The 16,638-nt window shown below is 72.8% G+C and carries 17 protein-coding genes; 11 read left to right on the forward strand and 6 right to left on the reverse strand.

Going from position 1 to position 16,638, the window contains the following annotated elements:
- Positions 1-41 precede the first annotated feature (41 nt).
- Positions 42-401 (forward strand): DUF3817 domain-containing protein, encoded by a 360-nt coding sequence (locus AC4IJH_RS02240; protein WP_490849735.1) that lies wholly within the window; start codon positions 42-44, stop codon positions 399-401.
- Positions 398-703, forward strand: a complete 306-nt coding sequence (locus AC4IJH_RS02245; RefSeq protein WP_490849736.1) for an MTH1187 family thiamine-binding protein — start codon at positions 398-400, stop codon at positions 701-703. The genes AC4IJH_RS02240 and AC4IJH_RS02245 overlap by 4 nt, the downstream gene beginning before the upstream one ends.
- Here the strand turns inward: AC4IJH_RS02245 and AC4IJH_RS02250 are convergent.
- Positions 691-1,620, reverse strand: a complete 930-nt coding sequence (locus AC4IJH_RS02250) for an esterase/lipase family protein (protein WP_490849737.1) — start codon at positions 1,618-1,620, stop codon at positions 691-693. The genes AC4IJH_RS02245 and AC4IJH_RS02250 overlap by 13 nt on opposite strands.
- A 218-nt stretch (positions 1,621-1,838) precedes the next feature.
- Entirely contained in the window at positions 1,839-2,828 is a 990-nt protein-coding gene (locus AC4IJH_RS02255; RefSeq protein ID WP_490849738.1) for an ArsR/SmtB family transcription factor, read from the reverse strand.
- A gap of 80 nt (positions 2,829-2,908) precedes the next feature.
- Here AC4IJH_RS02255 and AC4IJH_RS02260 point away from each other — a divergent pair, with 80 nt between their 5' ends.
- From AC4IJH_RS02260 to icmA, 4 genes are all read left to right on the forward strand, one after another.
- Positions 2,909-4,216 (forward strand): MFS transporter, encoded by a 1,308-nt coding sequence (locus AC4IJH_RS02260; protein WP_490849739.1) that lies wholly within the window; start codon positions 2,909-2,911, stop codon positions 4,214-4,216.
- Between the two features lie 21 nt (positions 4,217-4,237).
- Positions 4,238-4,747 (forward strand): MarR family winged helix-turn-helix transcriptional regulator, encoded by a 510-nt coding sequence (locus AC4IJH_RS02265; protein WP_490849740.1) that lies wholly within the window; start codon positions 4,238-4,240, stop codon positions 4,745-4,747.
- A gap of 55 nt (positions 4,748-4,802) precedes the next feature.
- Entirely contained in the window at positions 4,803-5,135 is a 333-nt protein-coding gene (locus AC4IJH_RS02270; protein WP_490849741.1) for a DUF3817 domain-containing protein, read from the forward strand.
- Between the two features lie 130 nt (positions 5,136-5,265).
- The gene (gene icmA / locus AC4IJH_RS02275; RefSeq protein ID WP_490849742.1) at positions 5,266-6,966 is read left to right on the forward strand and encodes a coenzyme B12-dependent isobutyryl-CoA mutase large subunit; all 1,701 of its coding nucleotides are present in this window, start codon (positions 5,266-5,268) and stop codon (positions 6,964-6,966) included.
- A gap of 65 nt (positions 6,967-7,031) precedes the next feature.
- Here the strand turns inward: icmA and AC4IJH_RS02280 are convergent, their stop codons facing one another.
- The 3 genes from AC4IJH_RS02280 to AC4IJH_RS02290 form a co-directional block, all read right to left on the reverse strand.
- Positions 7,032-7,586 (reverse strand): hypothetical protein, encoded by a 555-nt coding sequence (locus AC4IJH_RS02280; protein WP_490849743.1) that lies wholly within the window; start codon positions 7,584-7,586, stop codon positions 7,032-7,034.
- A gap of 128 nt (positions 7,587-7,714) precedes the next feature.
- Positions 7,715-9,106, reverse strand: a complete 1,392-nt coding sequence (locus AC4IJH_RS02285; protein WP_490849744.1) for a sensor histidine kinase — start codon at positions 9,104-9,106, stop codon at positions 7,715-7,717.
- A 31-nt stretch (positions 9,107-9,137) separates the two neighbouring features.
- The gene (locus AC4IJH_RS02290) at positions 9,138-9,860 is read right to left on the reverse strand and encodes a response regulator transcription factor (RefSeq protein ID WP_490849745.1); all 723 of its coding nucleotides are present in this window, start codon (positions 9,858-9,860) and stop codon (positions 9,138-9,140) included.
- Between the two features lie 63 nt (positions 9,861-9,923).
- Between AC4IJH_RS02290 and AC4IJH_RS02295 the strand changes: the two genes are divergently transcribed.
- The 3 genes from AC4IJH_RS02295 to AC4IJH_RS02305 all read left to right on the forward strand — a co-directional run bounded on the left by AC4IJH_RS02295 (position 9,924) and on the right by AC4IJH_RS02305 (position 13,271).
- Entirely contained in the window at positions 9,924-11,084 is a 1,161-nt protein-coding gene (locus tag AC4IJH_RS02295; protein WP_490849746.1) for a UDP-N-acetylglucosamine--N-acetylmuramyl-(pentapeptide) pyrophosphoryl-undecaprenol N-acetylglucosamine transferase, read from the forward strand.
- The gene (locus tag AC4IJH_RS02300; protein WP_490849747.1) at positions 11,081-12,085 is read left to right on the forward strand and encodes a GDP-mannose 4,6-dehydratase; all 1,005 of its coding nucleotides are present in this window, start codon (positions 11,081-11,083) and stop codon (positions 12,083-12,085) included. Before AC4IJH_RS02295 ends, AC4IJH_RS02300 begins: the two co-directional genes overlap by 4 nt.
- A gap of 139 nt (positions 12,086-12,224) precedes the next feature.
- Positions 12,225-13,271, forward strand: coding sequence for a methyltransferase (locus AC4IJH_RS02305; RefSeq protein WP_490849748.1), 1,047 nt, complete (start codon positions 12,225-12,227; stop codon positions 13,269-13,271).
- A gap of 92 nt (positions 13,272-13,363) precedes the next feature.
- On the opposite strand, the gene AC4IJH_RS02310 is transcribed toward AC4IJH_RS02305, so the two are convergent.
- A complete protein-coding gene (locus AC4IJH_RS02310) occupies positions 13,364-14,008 on the reverse strand; it encodes a TetR/AcrR family transcriptional regulator (protein ID WP_490849749.1) in 645 nt (214 codons plus the stop codon).
- Between the two features lie 324 nt (positions 14,009-14,332).
- On the opposite strand from AC4IJH_RS02310, the gene AC4IJH_RS02315 reads away from it, so the two are divergent.
- Both AC4IJH_RS02315 and AC4IJH_RS02320 read left to right on the forward strand, forming a co-directional pair.
- Positions 14,333-15,304 (forward strand): tetratricopeptide repeat protein, encoded by a 972-nt coding sequence (locus AC4IJH_RS02315; protein WP_490849750.1) that lies wholly within the window; start codon positions 14,333-14,335, stop codon positions 15,302-15,304.
- A gap of 644 nt (positions 15,305-15,948) precedes the next feature.
- On the forward strand, positions 15,949-16,587 hold the full coding sequence (locus tag AC4IJH_RS02320) for a DUF6230 family protein (RefSeq protein ID WP_490849751.1): 639 nt from the start codon (positions 15,949-15,951) through the stop codon (positions 16,585-16,587).
- Positions 16,588-16,638: the final 51 nt, after the last annotated feature.

The following is a 16,638-nucleotide window of genomic DNA, read 5'->3' on the forward strand; positions in this document are numbered from 1 at the left end:
GAGCCCCCCGATTTTCCTCAGCCCACCCGAACGAGGTTCCCGTGGACATCAAGACCGCCGCCGCCCTGCACCGGCTGCGCCTGGCCTCCATCCCGGAGGCGCTCTCCTTCCCCGCGCTGCTGATCTTCGGCACGGGGTTCCGTATCGCCTTCGACTTCGACACCCTGGTGATGCCGCTCGGCATGATCCACGGCGTGCTCTTCGTGATCTACGTGGTGCTGCTGCTGGACGTGTGGAACCGCACCAAGTGGCCCCTCAAGCGCGTCGCGTTCTTCTTCGTGCTGGCGATCCTGCCCTTCGGCGGCCTGTACGGCGACAAGGTCCTCAAGCGCGAGGAGGCGGCCGGCGTGATCGCCGCCCGCGCCCGCAAGGAGGCCGACAAGGAGGGCGCCACCTCATGATCGTCGCCTTCTCCGTGAGCCCGCTGGGCGTGGGCGAGGACGTCGGCGAGTACGTCGCCGACGCGGTCCGGGTCGTACGGGAGTCGGGGCTGCCCAACCGTACGGACGCGATGTTCACGTCCATCGAAGGTGAGTGGGACGAGGTCATGGACGTCGTCAAGCGCGCGGTGGCGGCGGTCGAGGCGCGGGCCGGACGGGTCTCGCTCGTCCTGAAGGCCGACATCCGGCCCGGCGTCAGCGACGGTCTGACCCGGAAGGTCGAGACCGTGGAGCGCTACCTCTCGCAGGATCAGCGGGGCTGACCCGAGGTCCAGCACGGGGTCTTCGCGTTGCTGCGCCCCTCCAGGGCGTTCTCGATGTTCCGCATCACCTGCGGGTCCACCGCGACCGCGAAGTGCTCGGTGGGGCTGGCGGGACACTGGTCCTGGAGCACGACGTTGGTGACGTTGGGGCCGTCGAGCCTGCCGATGGTGTACGGCACGGCCAGCTCGTCGAGCTTGGTCATGATGTTGGTGTACTTCACCCACGGCACGGCGGCCCCGCCCCGGTGCAGCTCCTCCTGGAAGGCGGAGTCCTTCAGGAACTCCCGGCAGAAGCCGCAGGCCTGGTCCAAGGTCAGCCCGAGGAACAGGTCCGCGCCGAAGATCCGGCCGAACTTGTGCAGATCGGAGACGCCGAACAGCGGCAGGCCCTGCCAGAACGGCGTCAGCCCGATGTAGGTGCCGACCTTCGTGGGGCCGGTGAACTTGGTGTAGTAGCCGCTGACCATCGTGCCCCAGGAGTGGCTGAGCAGATCCACCTTCTTCGCCCCGGTCGAGGCCAGCACCTTGTCGACGAAGACGTCCAGGTCCCTGGCGGCGGGCTTGACCGAGGTGATGCCGGCCGCCAGGTTCGCGGGCGGCGGCAGCAGCTTGTTGCGGCCCAGGGTGACGGCGTAGACGCAGTAGCCCTTCATGGCGAGCTGGGGCGCGATCGCCAGCCAGTTGATGAAGCGGTTCACGACGATGCCGTGCACCAGCACGACCGGGTTGGGGTGCTGCGCGCTCGGCCTGCAGCTCCAGTTGTTGGCGCCCGGCGGGGCCGGCCAGGGGTCGTCCTTGTCCGGGTCGCCCGCCGGGGCGGCGGCTCGCGGGGCGGGGGGCGCCGCCGCTGCGGCCGCCGGGCCGGTGCCGATCAGGACGGTGACCGCCAGCCCCAGGGCGAGGAGACTCTTGCGCACGGCCGCCGCCTTCCGGTCGTTCGATAACGGTGTGCAGTGACGCGTAACCGGAAGTGACGCTACGGGCGGGTGCGCCGCCCGGCGACCGGCGCCGGGCCGACCGGGTGCTGTGCTCAGCCGCCAGCCGCCAGCCGCCAGCCGCCAGCCGCCAGCCGCCAGCCGCCAGCCGCCAGCCGCCAGCCGCCAGCCGCCGGCCGCCGGCCGCCAGCCGCCAGCCGTCAGCCGTCCCCGGCCACCAGCGCGATGCCCAGCGGTGTGCGCTCGTACAGCACCTCGTGGCCCCGGCGGCGCGCGACCAGCAGACCGGCCGCGCGCAGCACGGACAGGTGCGCCGAGACCGACGAGGGGGCCAGGCCCAGCCGCTGGGCCAGGGCCGTGGTGGAGGACGGGCCGTCCAGGGCCGCCAGGACCGCGGCGCGGTTGGCGCCCAGGAGGCGGGACAGCGCCTCGGCGGCCGCCGGCTCGCTCCACAGCCCGCCGATGCCGCGGGCCGGGTAGATGACGGTGGGCTGCCAGGGCGGCTCGAAGCCGCTGACCACATCGGGCCAGACGAAGACGCTGGGCATCAGCAGCACGCCCCGCCCCGACAGCTCCTGCACCAGCAGGAAGTCCGTGCGCGTACCGACGCGCAGAGTGCCGTCGGCCCAGCTGATGCGGGGGTGCAGATCGGCGAAGAGCCCGGCCAGCCCGCCGCTCGCCAACTGCCGTGACCGGTAGGCGATCTCGGCCTCCAGCAGGGCGCGCAGCCGCGGCCAGTCCGGGGCCAGCAGCGCCCGCCAGGCCCGCTCGGTCAGATCCGCCAGCTCCTGTACGGCCCGCGCGGGGTCGGCCAGCAGCGCGCGCCCCCGCTCCGAGCCGGCCGCACCGGGCGTGCACGCCAGCGACTTGGCCATCTCGGCGCGGGCCACCGCCGGATCGGTCGCCCGCATCCGGGCCAGCTGCTCCTCGAAGGAGGTGAGCGCGGTGTCCGGCGGCGGCCCGAGGAAGTCCGGGGTGTAGCCGGGCGGCACCGCCGGCATCAGCAGCCACAGCGGCCGCAGATCGAGGCCCTGGACCGCCTGCCGCATCCGCCGCAGCCACGGCAGGTGATAGCCGTGCCGGTCCGTCCTGCGCACCGTACGCAGCGCTTCGTGGGTCTCGCACAGCGGCGAGAGGGCGAAGCGGATACGGAGCAGGTCGTCCGCCCCGAAGCGCAGGTCCATGGGCACCCGGCAGGTCCCCCCTCCCCGTGGATTCGGCTCGGGCCGAAACACTAGGGGCCGCCGGGCCGTCCCGGAAGGCTGCCCGCATGGCGAACACCTCCCACAGCCTCGCGCAGGAACTCCCCGACGGAAGGCCGGACCGTCCCTCGGATCAGCGGCGCCGCGCCGGGTACCGGGCCGTGTTCGCGGTGCGCGAGTTCCGTGCCGTCTTCGCGGCGCACCTGCTGTCCTCGCTCGGCGTCGTGGTCTGCGAGATCGCGCTGTCCGTGCTGGTCTACCGGCTCACCGGCTCCCCGCTGCTGAGCGCGCTGACCTTCGCGCTGGGCCTGCTGCCGTACCTGATCGGCGGCACGCTGCTGTCCGCGGTCGCCGACCGCTTCCCGGCCCGCCGCGTCCTGGTGATCTGCGACCTGGTGTGCGCGGTGTGCGCCGCGGGGATGGCGGCGCCGGGCGCGCCGGTGGCCGTGCTGCTCGTGCTGCGCTGTGTCACCGCGGCCGTCGCACCCGTCTTCGGCGGTACGCGCGCCGCGACGCTCGGCGAGATCCTGGGCGCGGGCGAGCGGTTCGTGCTGGGGCGCTCGGCGCTGCGGATCGTCTCGCAGAGCGCGCAGCTGGCCGGGTTCGCCGTCGGCGGGCTGCTGCTGGCCGCCGTCTCGCCGCGCACCGTGCTCCTGGTCACCGTCGGCACCTTCCTCGCCTCCGCGCTGCTGCTGCGTCTGGGCACCCGGCGGCGCCCCGCGCGGGCCGGTGGCGCGGGCCCGGTCCTGGGCGCTTCCCTGGCCGGTACGCGCCGTCTGCTGGCCGACCGCCGCATCCGCGCGCTGCTGCTGCTGTCCTGGCTGCCGCCGATGTTCGTGGTGGTCCCCGAGGCGCTGCTGACGCCGTACGCCGACGTGCTGGGGCTGGGTACTGCCGGGCTCGGCCTCCTGATGTGCGCCATGCCGGTCGGTGCCGTCGCCGCCGAGACACTGGTGGGCTCCTTCCTGAGCCCGCGGGGCCGGGCCAGGATCGTCCTGCCCATGGGCCTGTTCGCGGTGCTGCCCGCCCTCGGTTTCGCCGCCCGCCCCTCGCTCGGCTGGGCGCTGGTCCTGCTCGTCCTGACCGGCACCGGCATCTCGTACACCCTGGGCCTGGACCAGTGGTTCGTGGCGGCGGTTCCCGAGGAGCTGCGGGGGCGCGCGATGACGCTGATGACGGCGGGCCTGATGACGGTGCAGGGGCTGGGCATGGCGCTGGCGGGCCTGGCCGCCGAGTTCGTCCCCCTGCACGTGGTCATGCCGGCCGGCGGGGTCCTGGGCGCGCTGCTCGTCGGGCTGGTGATCCTCCAAGTGCGGCGCACGGCACCGCGGCCTGTGGCGGTACCGAGTACTGAGACAGGGCTGACCGGGATATGACCGGCGGGTAGGGTCGTGGACGTGCCGAAGCCGCTCAGCCTTCCCTTCGATCCCATCGCGCGCGCCGACGAACTGTGGCAGCAGCGGTGGGGAGCCGTACCGTCCATGGCCGCGATCACCTCGATCATGCGGGCCCAGCAGATCCTGCTGGCCGAGGTGGACGCGGTGGTCAAGCCCTACGGCCTGACCTTCGCGCGCTATGAGGCGCTGGTGCTGCTGACCTTCTCCAAGGCGGGCGAGCTGCCGATGTCCAAGATCGGGGAGCGGCTGATGGTCCACCCGACCTCGGTGACCAACACCGTGGACCGGCTGGTGAAGTCCGGTCTGGTGGCCAAGCGGCCCAACCCCAACGACGGGCGCGGGACGCTGGCGTCCATCACGGACAAGGGCCGCGAGGTGTGCGACGCGGCCACCCGCGAGCTGATGGAGATGGACTTCGGCCTGGGCGCGTACGACGCCGAGGAGTGCGGGGAGATCTTCGCGATGCTGCGGCCGCTGCGGGTGGCGGCGGGGGATTTCCAGGAGAAGTGACGGCGGGCCGGGGGCGGCGAAGATCGCCCCGGAACGGGCGGTTACGCTCGATGCCATGAAGCGAAGCGTGCTGACCCGTTATCGGGTGATGGCCTATGTCACTGCCGTCATGCTGCTGGTGCTGTGCGTCAGCATGATCTTCAAGTACGGGTTCGACAAGGGCGCGGATCTCACGCTGCTGATCTCGCAGGTCCACGGCGTGCTCTTCATCATCTACCTGGTCTTCGCCTTCGACCTGGGGTCCAAGGCGAGGTGGCCGTTCGGCAAGCTCTTGTGGGTCCTGGTCTCCGGGACGATCCCGACGGCGGCGTTCTTCGTGGAGCGCAAGGTCGTACGGGACGTGGCGCCGCTGATCGAGGGGGCACAGGCCCAGCCGGTCAAGGCCTAGCCACACGCTCGGCCGCTCTGCGCTCGGCACGTCTTCGGACGGCTCCGTCGCACCCGCCAGGAGGGGGGGCGTGACGGAGTCCGTCCGACAGCCATCGACAATTACTAGGACGTCCTAGTAAATTTGCCTCATGGACGCTGACGCGATCGAAGAGGGCCGCCGTCGCTGGCAGGCCCGGTACGACTCCGCCCGCAAGCGGGAAGCGGACTTCACGACGCTGTCGGGCGATCCCGTCGAGCCGGTCTACGGGCCCAGGCCCGGCGACGCCTACGAGGGGTTCGACCGCATCGGCTGGCCCGGCGAGTTCCCCTTCACGCGTGGCCTGTACCCCACCGGCTACCGCGGCCGGACCTGGACCATCCGTCAGTTCGCCGGGTTCGGCAACGCCGAGCAGACCAACGAGCGGTACAAGAAGATCCTGGCCAACGGCGGCGGCGGGCTGTCCGTGGCCTTCGACATGCCGACCCTGATGGGGCGGGACTCCGACGACGCGCGCTCGCTGGGCGAGGTGGGCCACTGCGGCGTCGCCATCGACTCCGCCGCCGACATGGAGGTCCTGTTCAAGGACATCCCGCTGGGCGATGTCACGACCTCGATGACGATCAGCGGCCCCGCCGTCCCCGTCTTCTGCATGTACCTGGTCGCCGCCGAGCGCCAGGGCGTGGACCCCGCCGTGCTCAACGGCACCCTGCAGACGGACATCTTCAAGGAGTACATTGCGCAGAAGGAGTGGCTCTTCACCCCCGAGCCTCATCTGCGCCTCATCGGCGACCTGATGGAGCACTGCGCGGCGGGCATCCCCGCCTACAAGCCGCTCTCGGTCTCCGGCTACCACATCCGCGAGGCCGGGGCGACGGCCGCGCAGGAGCTGGCGTACACCCTCGCCGACGGCTTCGGCTACGTCGAGCTGGGCCTGAGCCGCGGGCTGGACGTCAACACCTTCGCCCCCGGCCTGTCCTTCTTCTTCGACGCGCACGTGGACTTCTTCGAGGAGATCGCCAAGTTCCGCGCGGCGCGCAGGATCTGGGCGCGCTGGATGCGCGACGTGTACGGCGCCACGAGCGAGAAGGCGCAGTGGCTGCGGTTCCACACCCAGACCGCGGGCGTCTCGCTGACCGCCCAGCAGCCGTACAACAACGTGGTGCGCACGGCGGTCGAGGCGCTGGCCGCGGTGCTCGGCGGCACCAACTCCCTGCACACCAACGCCCTGGACGAGACCCTCGCGCTGCCCAGCGAGCAGGCGGCGGAGATCGCGCTGCGCACCCAGCAGGTGCTGATGGAGGAGACCGGCGTCGCCAACGTGGCCGACCCGCTGGGCGGTTCGTGGTTCATCGAGCAGCTCACGGACCGCATCGAGGCCGACGCCGAGAAGATCTTCGATCAGATCAAGGAGCGCGGCGCGCGGGCGGTGCGCTCCGGCGAGCACCCGATCGGTCCGATGACCTCCGGCATCCTGCGCGGCATCGAGGACGGCTGGTTCACCGGCGAGATCGCCGAGTCCGCCTTCCGCTACCAACAGGCCCTGGAGAAGGGCGAGAAGCGGGTCGTCGGCGTCAACTGCCACGACGGCTCGGTCACCGGCGACCTGGAGATCCTGCGGGTCAGCCACGAGGTCGAGCGCGAGCAGGTGCGCATCCTGGCCGAGCGCAAGGCCGGGCGGGACGACGCCGGGGTGCGGGCCGGGCTGGACGCGATGCTCGCCGCCGCGCGGGACGGCTCGAACATGATCGAGCCGATGCTTCAGGCGGTCCGGGCCGAGGCGACGCTCGGCGAGATCTGCGGTGTGCTGCGCGAGGAGTGGGGCGTCTACACGGAGCCCGCCGGGTTCTGAGCGCCCCCGCAGCGTCCGGGACCGCGGCCCTTCCCCCTTGCCGTTGGGGAAGGGCCGCGCCCGTCTCAGGGCTTGAGGAAGCGGGTCACGCAGTTGGCCGACTCGCACTCGCCGCGCCAGTCGGCCGTGAAGCCGTCGAAGGGGTTGACCACCGGTCCGACGAACCTGCGGATGTCCGCCACCACCCGCGACTCGTACGCCTGCGAGCACAGCGGACGGCCGGGGGCGCAGGTGCGGACGGTGAGGGGGAAGTGCACGGTGGCGCCGTTGGCGTCCATCCGGACCACGACATTGGGGCGGCTGGTGAAGGTGAAGCCGGCCGCCGTGCCCGCGACGGTGCCCTGCACGCTCTGGGAGGGGTTGACGGCGGTGATGTTGCGGTCGGGGTTCACACACAGGTTCACGGCCGTGTCGATATAGCCGACGGTGATCGGGACCACGCCCTCCTGGATGTCGAAGCGGTGGGTCAGGGTGCGGCAGGTGTCCGCGAGGGCGGCGGGCGCGGCGGTGGCCGCCGCCGTGGGCTGGGCGCTGCCCAGCAGCAGGGCGGGCAGCGCCGCGGCGGCGGCGAGCAGGCCGGCCGGGCGGCGGCGGGCGGGAGCGCCGGGTGTCACGGGCATATCGGTGGGACCTCCGATCGGGCGGCCGCCGTCGGCCGCGCTCGGCACGAGTGTCGGCGCGCGGCGCGGCCCGTACGGCGCCGACGTGCGGGCCGGGGCGCCGCATCACCCCAACGGGCCCCGGCCGCTCAGGCCCCCGGCGCGATTGGGAAGCGCAGCCGGAACAGGGCGCCGCCGCCCGGGGCCTGTTCGGCGGTCAGCTCGGCGTGGTGGGCGCGGGCGATCTGGCGGGCCATCGCCAGGCCCAGGCCCGAGCCGGGCAGCGCGCGGGCCGCCTCGGCGCGGTAGAAGCGGTCGAAGACGTGCGGCAGGTCCTCGGTGGCGATGCCGGGGCCGTGGTCGCGTACGGTCAGCTCCAACGCCGCGTCGGACAGCGTCAGTTCGCTCTCCACCGGGCCGCCGGGCGGGGAGAACTTGGCGGCGTTGTCCAGCAGGTTGGACAGCAGGCGGGTCAGGCGCGCGGGGACGCCGGGGACGGCCGTGGCCGAGGCGGCGGCGTCGATGCGGGCGGTGAAGGCGATCTGCGGCCAGTGCTCGCGGGCCGCGCCCACCGCGTGCTCCAGCAGCGCCGCCGGGCGGACCTGCTCCACCAGCGGCTGGGGCTCCTCGTCGCGGGCCAGCTCGATGAGGTCGTTGACCAGCGTGGTGACCTCGCGCAGCTGGCGGCCCAGCGCGCCCGCGGCGCGCTCGCGCTGGGAGTCGGTCAACCGGTCGGCGCGGGCCAGGAGTTCGGCGTTGGTGCGCAGCGCCGTCAGCGGGGTGCGCAGCTCGTGGGAGGCGTCGGCGACCAGGCGGCGCTGGGCGGTCACCGACTTCTCCAGCTCGCCGAGCATGGTGTTGAAGGTGGCGGCCAGGCGGGTGACCTCGTCCTGGTGGGTGCCGGCCGGCAGCTCGATGCGGTGCCGGGCGTCGCGGGTGGCGGCGATGCGCTCGGCGGTGGCGGTGAGGCGGGCGACGGGGGCCAGGCCCGTACGGGAGACCCAGTAGCCCAGGGCCGCGGCGAGCAGGACGCCGGCGCCGCCGACCGCGGCCAGCGCGCCGGCGGCCTGCCGCACGCCCCGTTCCACGGTGTCCGAGCGCAGCGCCACCTGCAGCGCCTCGCGCTTTCCCGTCAAGCGGGAGGTGTACATCCGCACCGGGTGCCCGGCGACCGTCAGCTTGCTGTAGTACGGCGCGTGCCGCCCGGCCGCGACCTCGCGGGTGGCCTCGGTCACCGGCAGCGTGAACTTTCCGGGGTCCTTGGCGGGGTCCGCCGGGACGATCTGTACGCAGGCCACGGCCTGGTAGCGGCAGGAGGTGTCCGCGACCATGGGGCCCCAGTGGCGCTGCTGGGCCTGGGTGGCCGTCTGGGCCAGGTTCAGCTCCAGCTGACGGGTCATCTGGTAGTCGAGGACGACGAACGCGGCGGTGCACACGCCCACCGCGACCAGCGCCACCGCGGCGGACGCCGCTACCGCCAGCCGGGTGCGCAGCGGACGGCGGCGGCGCCAGCGCGCCCCCAGGCCCCGGCGGCCGCTCATCCCCGTGCTCCCTTGTTCTGCCCGTGCACGCTCACGCGCCGTCCGCCTTGTCCAGCCGGTACCCGACGCCGTGCACGGTGTGCACCAGCCGGGGCTCGCCGCCCGCCTCCAGCTTGCGGCGCAGGTAACCGACGTAGACCGCCAGGGAGTTGGAGTCGGGCCCGAAGTCGCGGCCCCAGACGCGTTCGAGGATCAGCTCGCGCGGCATGACCTGGCCGGGGTGGAGCAGCAGCAGCTCCAGCAGCGCCCACTCCGTACGGCTGAACTCCAGCGGGCGGCCCGCGCGGTGGCCGGTGCGGGTCACCGGGTCCACGACCAGGTCGCCGTAGCTGAGCGAGGTGTCCTCCACGGCGCTCGCCGACGCCCGGCGCAGCAGGGCCCGTACGCGGGCCACCAGCTCGTCCAGCGCGAAGGGCTTGACGAGGTAGTCGTCGGCTCCCGCGTCCAGCCCGTCCACCCGCTCGCTGACCGAGTCCAGCGCGGTCAGCACGAGGATGGGCGTACGGTCGTCCAGCGCGCGCAGCCGCCGGCACACCGCCAGCCCGTCCAGCACCGGCATCATCACGTCCAGCACGATCGCGTCAGGCTGCCAGGAGGCGATCTCGCTCAGGGCCGCCAGGCCGTCGGCGGCGCCGCGTACCGCGTACCCCTCCACGGACAGGCCGTCCTGGACGGCGGCGCGTACCTCCGGTTCGTCGTCGACGACCAGGATCTTCGTGCCGGGCGGTACGGCGTGCGGCGAGGAATTCTGCATGGCCCCAGGCTGCCAAACCCGCCTCTTAGAACCTTCTTAAAGCGCGCCGCGAGCGTGGCGGCCATGCGCACACCACTCTCCGTCGTCATCGGTGCGGGCGGCACCGGTGGCCACATCTACCCCGGCCTCGCCCTCGCCGACGCGGTGCGCCGCGCCGTCCCCGACGCGGTGATCTCCTTCGTGGGCACCGAGCGCGGACTGGAGACGCGGCTCATACCGGAAGCCGGATACCGCCTGCACACCGTGGACATGATCCCCTTCGACAAGGCACTGGGCGCCAAGCGCTATCTGCTGCCCGCCGCCCTCCTGAAATCCGGCGCCCAGTGCCGGTCCATCCTGCGCGAGCAGGGCGCCCAGGTCGCCGTCGGCATGGGCGGCTACCCCAGCGCCCCCGTCATCGTGGGCGCCCGGATGGCGGGCCTGCCCAGCCTGGTGCACGAGTCCAACGCGGTGCCGGGCCGGGCCAACAAGTTCGCCGCCCGGCTCACCCCCCACATCGCGCTCGCCTTCGACCGCAGCCGCGAGCACCTGGCGGGCGGCGAGCGCGCCGAGACCGTCGGCATGCCGCTGGTCGGGCCGCTGGCCACCCTGGACCGCAAGGCCCTGCGGGCGCAGGCCCGGCGCGAACTGGGCGTCCCGGACGGCGCGCGGCTGCTGCTGTTCAACGGCGGCAGCCTGGGCGCCGCCCGGCTCACCGAGGCCGCCATCGGCCTGGCCGAGCGCCATCGGCACCGCACCGACCTGCGGATGCTGATCAAGACCGGCCCGGCGGCCCTGGAGGAGACCCGCGCCCGGCTCACCGCCCAGGGCGGCGCGGCCGTCGCCGAGGCGGTCCCGTACCTGGACCGGATGGATCTGGCCTATGCCGCCGCCGACCTCGTGGTGTGCCGGGCCGGCTCGGCCACCGTCGCGGAGCTGGCCACCATCGGCATGCCGGCCGTCCTGGTCCCGTACCCGCACGCCCCCGGCGACCACCAGACCCACAACGCGCGGGTGCTCTCGGACGCGGGAGCCGCGCTGCTGCTGCCCGACGCGGAGACCAGCGCCGAGCGCCTGGACAGCGTCATCTCCCCGCTACTGGCCGACCCGGCCCGGCTGGCGCGGATGAGCCGCGCCGCCGACCCCGGCACCCATGCCCGGGCCGCCGACCTGCTGGCCGCCAGGGTCCTGCACCTCGCAGGCCACGACACCCCCACCCCTTACGAGTTGAAGGAGTCCGCATGACCGAGCAGCGCACCACCTGGCAGGGCCGTACCGTCCTGGTGACCGGGGCCGAGGGCTTCATCGGCGCCACCCTCGTCGACATGCTCGTCGAGCGCGGCGCCAAGGTCCGCGCCTTCGTCCACTACAAGCCGTACGCCGAAAAGGGCCACCTCGCCCGCTACTTGGGCCCGCACAGCCCGGTCGAGATGATCGCCGGCGATGTGCGCGACGCGGGCCGGGTCATGGACGCGGTGGCCGGCTGCGACACCGTCTTCCACCTCGCGGCGCTCATCGGCATCCCGTACAGCTACGACTCGCCCGGCGCGTACGTGCAGACCAACGTGGTCGGCACCGAGAACGTGGCCGAGGCCTGCCGCCGGCACTCCGTACGCCGCCTGGTGCACACCTCCACCAGCGAGGTGTACGGGACCGCGCTGACGGCGCCCATCAGCGAGGACCACCCCCTCCAGCCGCAGTCCCCCTACTCCGCCTCGAAGATCGGCGCGGACATGATGGCGCTGTCCCACTGGCACGCCTTCGAGCTGCCGGTGACGGTCGTGCGCCCCTTCAACACCTACGGGCCGCGGCAGTCGGCGCGCGCCGTGATCCCCACGATCCTGGCCCAACTCCACTCCGGCGCAAAGGAGATCAAGCTCGGCTCGCTCACCCCGACCCGGGACTTCACCTACGTCACCGACACCGCCGCGGGCTTCCTGGCGATGGCCGAGTGCGACCGGGCGCTGGGCGAGGTCGTCAACCTCGGAACCGGCCGCGAGATCGCCATCGGCGACCTGGCCGAGGCGCTGATCGCCGCCTCCGGGCGGGACGCGCGGGTCGTCGTCGACCCGTCCCGGCTGCGCCCCTCCGGCAGCGAGGTCGAGCGGCTGCTCTCGGACAACTCCCGAGCGCGCGAGTGGGCTTCGTGGACCCCGCAGGTGTCCCTGGAGGAGGGCCTGAAGCGGACCTCGGAGTGGGTGGCGGACAACGTCCACCTGTTCGCCGCGGACCGCTACCAGGTCTGAGGCGGGGCGGCGGCGGTACGGGCCCGGGACGCGGGAGCCCGTACCGCCGCCGGGCCGTGGCCGAGAAGCGCCCTGGTGGCCGCCGGGCGCCCCGGCCATCGTGGGCCGACGACCCGACCCCACCCCCGGAGGCCGCCCCATGCCCCAAACCCCGCTCCCGCACGCCACGGACGGTGCCTCGCAGAACGGCACGGCGTCCGCCGCCGTCGACCTGACCGAGCAGGTCCTGGGCTACCTGTACTCCGCCGCCCTGCGCGCCGCGGCCCGTATCGGCGTGGCCGACCACCTGGCCGACGGCCCGCGCACCGCCGAGCAGCTCGCCGGGCCCACCGGCACCAGCGCCCCGCTGCTGCACCGCACCCTGCGCCTGCTGGCCACCCGCGGCATCTTCCGCGAGGACGAGGCGGGCGCCTTCCACCTGACGCCGACCGCCGACCTGCTGCGCACCGACGCGCCGTCCTCGATGCGCCAGGCCGTCCTGATGCTCTCCGACGAGACGTTCTGGCTGCCCGCCGGGCGGCTGGAGGAGACCGTACGCGCCGGGCACACCGTCTTCGACGAGATCTTCGGCGCCCCCTTCTTCGACCACCTGGCGCGGACACCGGGCGCGGGCCAGGCCTTCGACGTGGGCATGGCCGCCTACTCGGAGTCCGAGAACGACGCCGTCGCCGCCGCCTACCCCTTCCCCGCCACCGGCACCGTCGTCGACGTCGGCGGCGGGCGGGGCGGACTGCTGCGCCGGGTGCTGCGGCGCAACCCGGACCTGCACGGCGTCCTGTACGACCAGGAGGAGGTGCTGCGCCACCACGTCCTGGACGAGCCGGAGCTCAAGGGCCGCTGGCGCACCGAGGCGGGCGACTTCTTCACCTCCGTGCCCACCGCCGACGTCTACCTCGTCAAGCGCGTCCTGCACGACTGGACCGACCCCGAGTGCCTGCGCATCCTGCGGGCCTGCCGCGCCGCGATGGCCGACGGCGGCCGCGTCCTGGCCATCGACGCGGTCGTCCCGCCGGGCAACGAACCGCACCCCGGCAAGACCCTGGACGCGCTGATGATGACCTCCCTGAACGGCCGCGAACGCGACGAGCAGGACTTCCGCCGCCTGCTCACCGCCGCCTCCCTGACTGCCGCCCGCTTCTGGCCGACCCCCTCACCGATGACGATCGTGGAGGCGACAGCGCACTGAGGGGCGCGGGGCTGTGCCGCGCGGGCGCGACCGGCCAGCCCTCCCACCGGCCCGCACTGTCACCAAGGCGCTGCGGGCGAGCGCGCGGGCCGCTACCCGCGCACCTCCAGCCCGGCCAGCCCGGTCAGCAGTAGGGACGTGAAGTGGCGGGCCCAGGCGGCGTCCACCGGCTCCGCGCTCACCAGCGCCCGGTGCACCACCGCCCCGGCGATCACGTCGAAGATGAGGCCGACCGTGCGGGCCGCGGCGGCCTCGCCCTCCGCGCCCACCGCGTCCGGCGGCAGCTCGCCGCGGTCCTGGGCGCGCGAGCGGCCGAGCAGGACGAGCCGCTTCTGCCGCTCCACGATCGCGTACCGGATCCGCTCGCGCAGCGCGTGGTCGGTCGTGGACTCCGCGACCACCGCCATCAGCGCCGTCTTGGTCTCGGGGCGGGCCAGCAGCGCGGCGAACTGGAGCACCACGCCCTCGATGTCGTGCTGCAGGCAGCCGCGGTCGGGGAGTTCGAGCTCGTCGAAGAGGACCGCGACCGCGTCCACGACCAGTTCGTTCTTGCCCGCCCAGCGGCGGTACAGGGTCGTCTTGGCGACCCCGGCGCGGGCCGCCACATCGCCCATCGTCAGCTTCCCCCAGCCCAGTTCGACCAGCGCGGCGCGGGTGGCGTCCAGGATCGCGCGGTCGGCCTCGGCGCTGCGCGGCCGGCCCGTACGCCTGCGGGGGCTGGTGGGGGAGCAGTGCATGCCGGTGACCATACCGGCCAGTACGCGGCCGGGAGGCGGCCCCCGTGAGACAGATCACTCAAGTCGGCCGGAGGCGGGGTTGCGGGGCCGGGGCGGTGGGCAGTTACGCTACGGGTCGTATCGAAAGAGTGACAACCACAGGCCGCGGGTGGGGACCCGGGGCCAGGCGGAGCGGCATCCCGTGCCCGGTCCCGCGCCGCACACCGGCGGCAGGCAGGACCCGAGGCGGATGCCGGGGGTGCGGGGCCCACGGGCTCCGGTTTTTGCGCATCGCTTTTGCGCATCGCTTTTCGGAACGGCCCGCGGAGGGGGGAGGATGTACCCATGCAGCCACGCAATATGCCCATGAGTGGAGTCGTCGACCTCGCCGCAGTCAAGGCGGCCGGGGAAGCCAAGCAGAAGGCCGAGCAGGCCCGCGCGGAGGCCGCGCGCACCGGCAGCGCCCCCGCGGGCGGCGGTCGTCTTGTGTACGACGTCGACGAGGCGGGCTTCCAGCAGGACGTCCTGCAGCGGTCCACCGAGGTCCCGGTCGTCATCGACTTCTGGGCCGAGTGGTGCGAGCCGTGCAAGCAGCTGGGCCCGCTGCTGGAGCGGCTGGCGGCCGAGTACGCCGGCAAGTTCGTCCTGGCGAAGGTCGACGTCGACGCCAACCAGATGCTGTTCCAGCAGTTCGGTGTGCAGGGGATTCCGGCCGTTTTCGCGGTCGTGGCCGGCCAGCCGATCCCGCTGTTCCAGGGTGCCGCTCCCGAGGCGCAGATCCGCCAGGTGCTGGACCAGCTGGTGCAGGCCGCCGAGCAGCAGTTCGGGATCGTCGGCGCGCCCGTCGATGCGGCCGCGCAGGCCGGTGCGGAAGAGACCGAGCCGGAGCGCCCCGCCGGTCCGTACGACGCCCTGCTGGACGCCGCGACCCAGGCGCTGGACGCCGGTGACCTGGGCGGTGCCGTCCAGGCGTACAAGAACGTGCTCGCCGAGGACCCGGCGCACCCGGAGGCCAAGCTGGGCCTGGCGCAGGCCGAACTGCTCAGCCGGGTGCAGGGCATGGACCCGCAGGCGGTCCGTACGGCCGCTGCCGCCGACCCCGCCGACGTACAGGCGCAGATCCGCGCCGCCGACCTGGACCTGGTCGGCGGGCATGTCGAGGACGCCTTCGGACGCCTGGTGGAGACGGTCAAGCGGACGGCGGGCGAGGACCGCGAGGCCGCGCGGCTGCGGCTGCTGGAGCTCTTCGAGGTCATCGGCGCCGAGGACCCGCGGGTGACCGCGGCGCGCGGCGCGCTGGCGCGGGTGCTCTTCTGAACCTACGACGCGGGGCTCGCCCCCGTTCTGTCATGACCCCCGTCATGGCGCTTATGTCAAAACCCTTGTGACTCATACGAAACAGCGGCCACGCTTTGCCAAAACTTGGCAAACGTGGCCGCTGTTACTTGGAGTAAGTCCGGAGCCGGGTTTTGCGGCATTTCCTCCCTGATTCCCCTGAGTTTCCCGGCTGTTGGCGACGACCCTCAGTGCCTGCCCGATATCAGGCGGTCGTGGATCGGTTATGCGCCCGTTACTCGCAAGTAATGAACCCCTTGTGCCACAGCCGTGAATGCACCACGATCGGCCACGCTCGGTCCATTCCCGCAGCCCGGCAACCGGTCGGTGCCGCGGGGTTCCTGGGTCCCCACCGAGTGGCCGGCGACAGTGAGCCGGCCTTGGACAGGGGGGTCTCTGCCCACAAGGCAGGGCCTGTCCAGAGAGGTTGCGCGAGAGCGTGGCCAGTGGTTGTCGCTCGGGGGTGATCGCCGGTGATCCGGGACGCGGTGGCAGTTCGCGGCGCGCCCCCGTCATGGGCGCTCTCCTTCCCGAGGACGTAGCACTTCTCCCATCCCAGGCACGGCCGTGGTCGCTCAACCGGCCCCGTCCGTCCCGGAGATGTACGTCCGAGAAGGAGGAAAGTCATGGAGTCCCAGGCTCGTGGCGGGACCAGATGGAAGCGGTTCGCCGTCGTCATGGTGCCCAGCGTCGCGGCAACCGCCGCGATCGGAGTCGCCCTGTCGCAGGGCGCGTTGGCGGCGTCGTTCAGTGTTTCGGGGCAGCAGTTCAAGGTGACTGCCAAGCACCTTGAGGGCTGGAATTTCGTTCAGTACGGCGCCCTGGACAAGGGCAAGTCGGGTGCGCACCCGGTGGCCGTGGTCGGTCTGGACCGCGCGAAGATCACCAACCTTTGCCAGTCGGTCGTCGTCCCGGTGCCGGTCTTCGGCGATGTGACGATGCGCCTGGAGGCGGGTGGTGAGGGCGGCCCGAAGGTCGAGGCGAAGACGCTCTACATCGACGCCGACGACCTGCAGACCAACGCGACGTTCCACAACGTGGACATCGGCGTATCGGTCGACAACACCAAGGTGGGCCAGCCCGGCGGCAAGGGGCCCGGCCCGAAGCCGGGGGACGAGTACCTGAAGGATTCGTTCGCCCAGCAGGCGGAGCGAGTGGAGTTCGAGAACGTCAAGCAGCGGGCGTGGGCGACCACGGCCGGCACGTTCAAGCTCAGTGGACTGCACATGCAGGTCAGCAAGGGCAAGAAGATGGAGTGCTACTGATGCACTGAGCGGGCGGGCGCGGGCCGGCACTATGCCCCGTGCCCGTACCGT

The organism is Streptomyces sp. UF-297 (assembly GCF_058245575.1).

Coding starts and splice junctions, on each gene's coding strand:
- AC4IJH_RS02320 (WP_490849751.1), top strand. CDS start 15,949: ATGGAGTCCCAGGCTCGTGGCGGGACCAGATGGAAGCGGTTCGCCGTC.
- AC4IJH_RS02270 (WP_490849741.1), top strand. CDS start 4,803: ATGAAGCGAAGCGTGCTGACCCGTTATCGGGTGATGGCCTATGTCACT.
- AC4IJH_RS02305 (WP_490849748.1), top strand. CDS start 12,225: ATGCCCCAAACCCCGCTCCCGCACGCCACGGACGGTGCCTCGCAGAAC.
- AC4IJH_RS02245 (WP_490849736.1), top strand. CDS start 398: ATGATCGTCGCCTTCTCCGTGAGCCCGCTGGGCGTGGGCGAGGACGTC.
- AC4IJH_RS02260 (WP_490849739.1), top strand. CDS start 2,909: ATGGCGAACACCTCCCACAGCCTCGCGCAGGAACTCCCCGACGGAAGG.
- AC4IJH_RS02315 (WP_490849750.1), top strand. CDS start 14,333: ATGCAGCCACGCAATATGCCCATGAGTGGAGTCGTCGACCTCGCCGCA.
- AC4IJH_RS02285 (WP_490849744.1), bottom strand. CDS start 9,106: ATGAGCGGCCGCCGGGGCCTGGGGGCGCGCTGGCGCCGCCGCCGTCCG.
- AC4IJH_RS02280 (WP_490849743.1), bottom strand. CDS start 7,586: ATGCCCGTGACACCCGGCGCTCCCGCCCGCCGCCGCCCGGCCGGCCTG.
- icmA (WP_490849742.1), top strand. CDS start 5,266: ATGGACGCTGACGCGATCGAAGAGGGCCGCCGTCGCTGGCAGGCCCGG.
- AC4IJH_RS02310 (WP_490849749.1), bottom strand. CDS start 14,008: ATGCACTGCTCCCCCACCAGCCCCCGCAGGCGTACGGGCCGGCCGCGC.
- AC4IJH_RS02295 (WP_490849746.1), top strand. CDS start 9,924: ATGCGCACACCACTCTCCGTCGTCATCGGTGCGGGCGGCACCGGTGGC.
- AC4IJH_RS02290 (WP_490849745.1), bottom strand. CDS start 9,860: ATGCAGAATTCCTCGCCGCACGCCGTACCGCCCGGCACGAAGATCCTG.
- AC4IJH_RS02300 (WP_490849747.1), top strand. CDS start 11,081: ATGACCGAGCAGCGCACCACCTGGCAGGGCCGTACCGTCCTGGTGACC.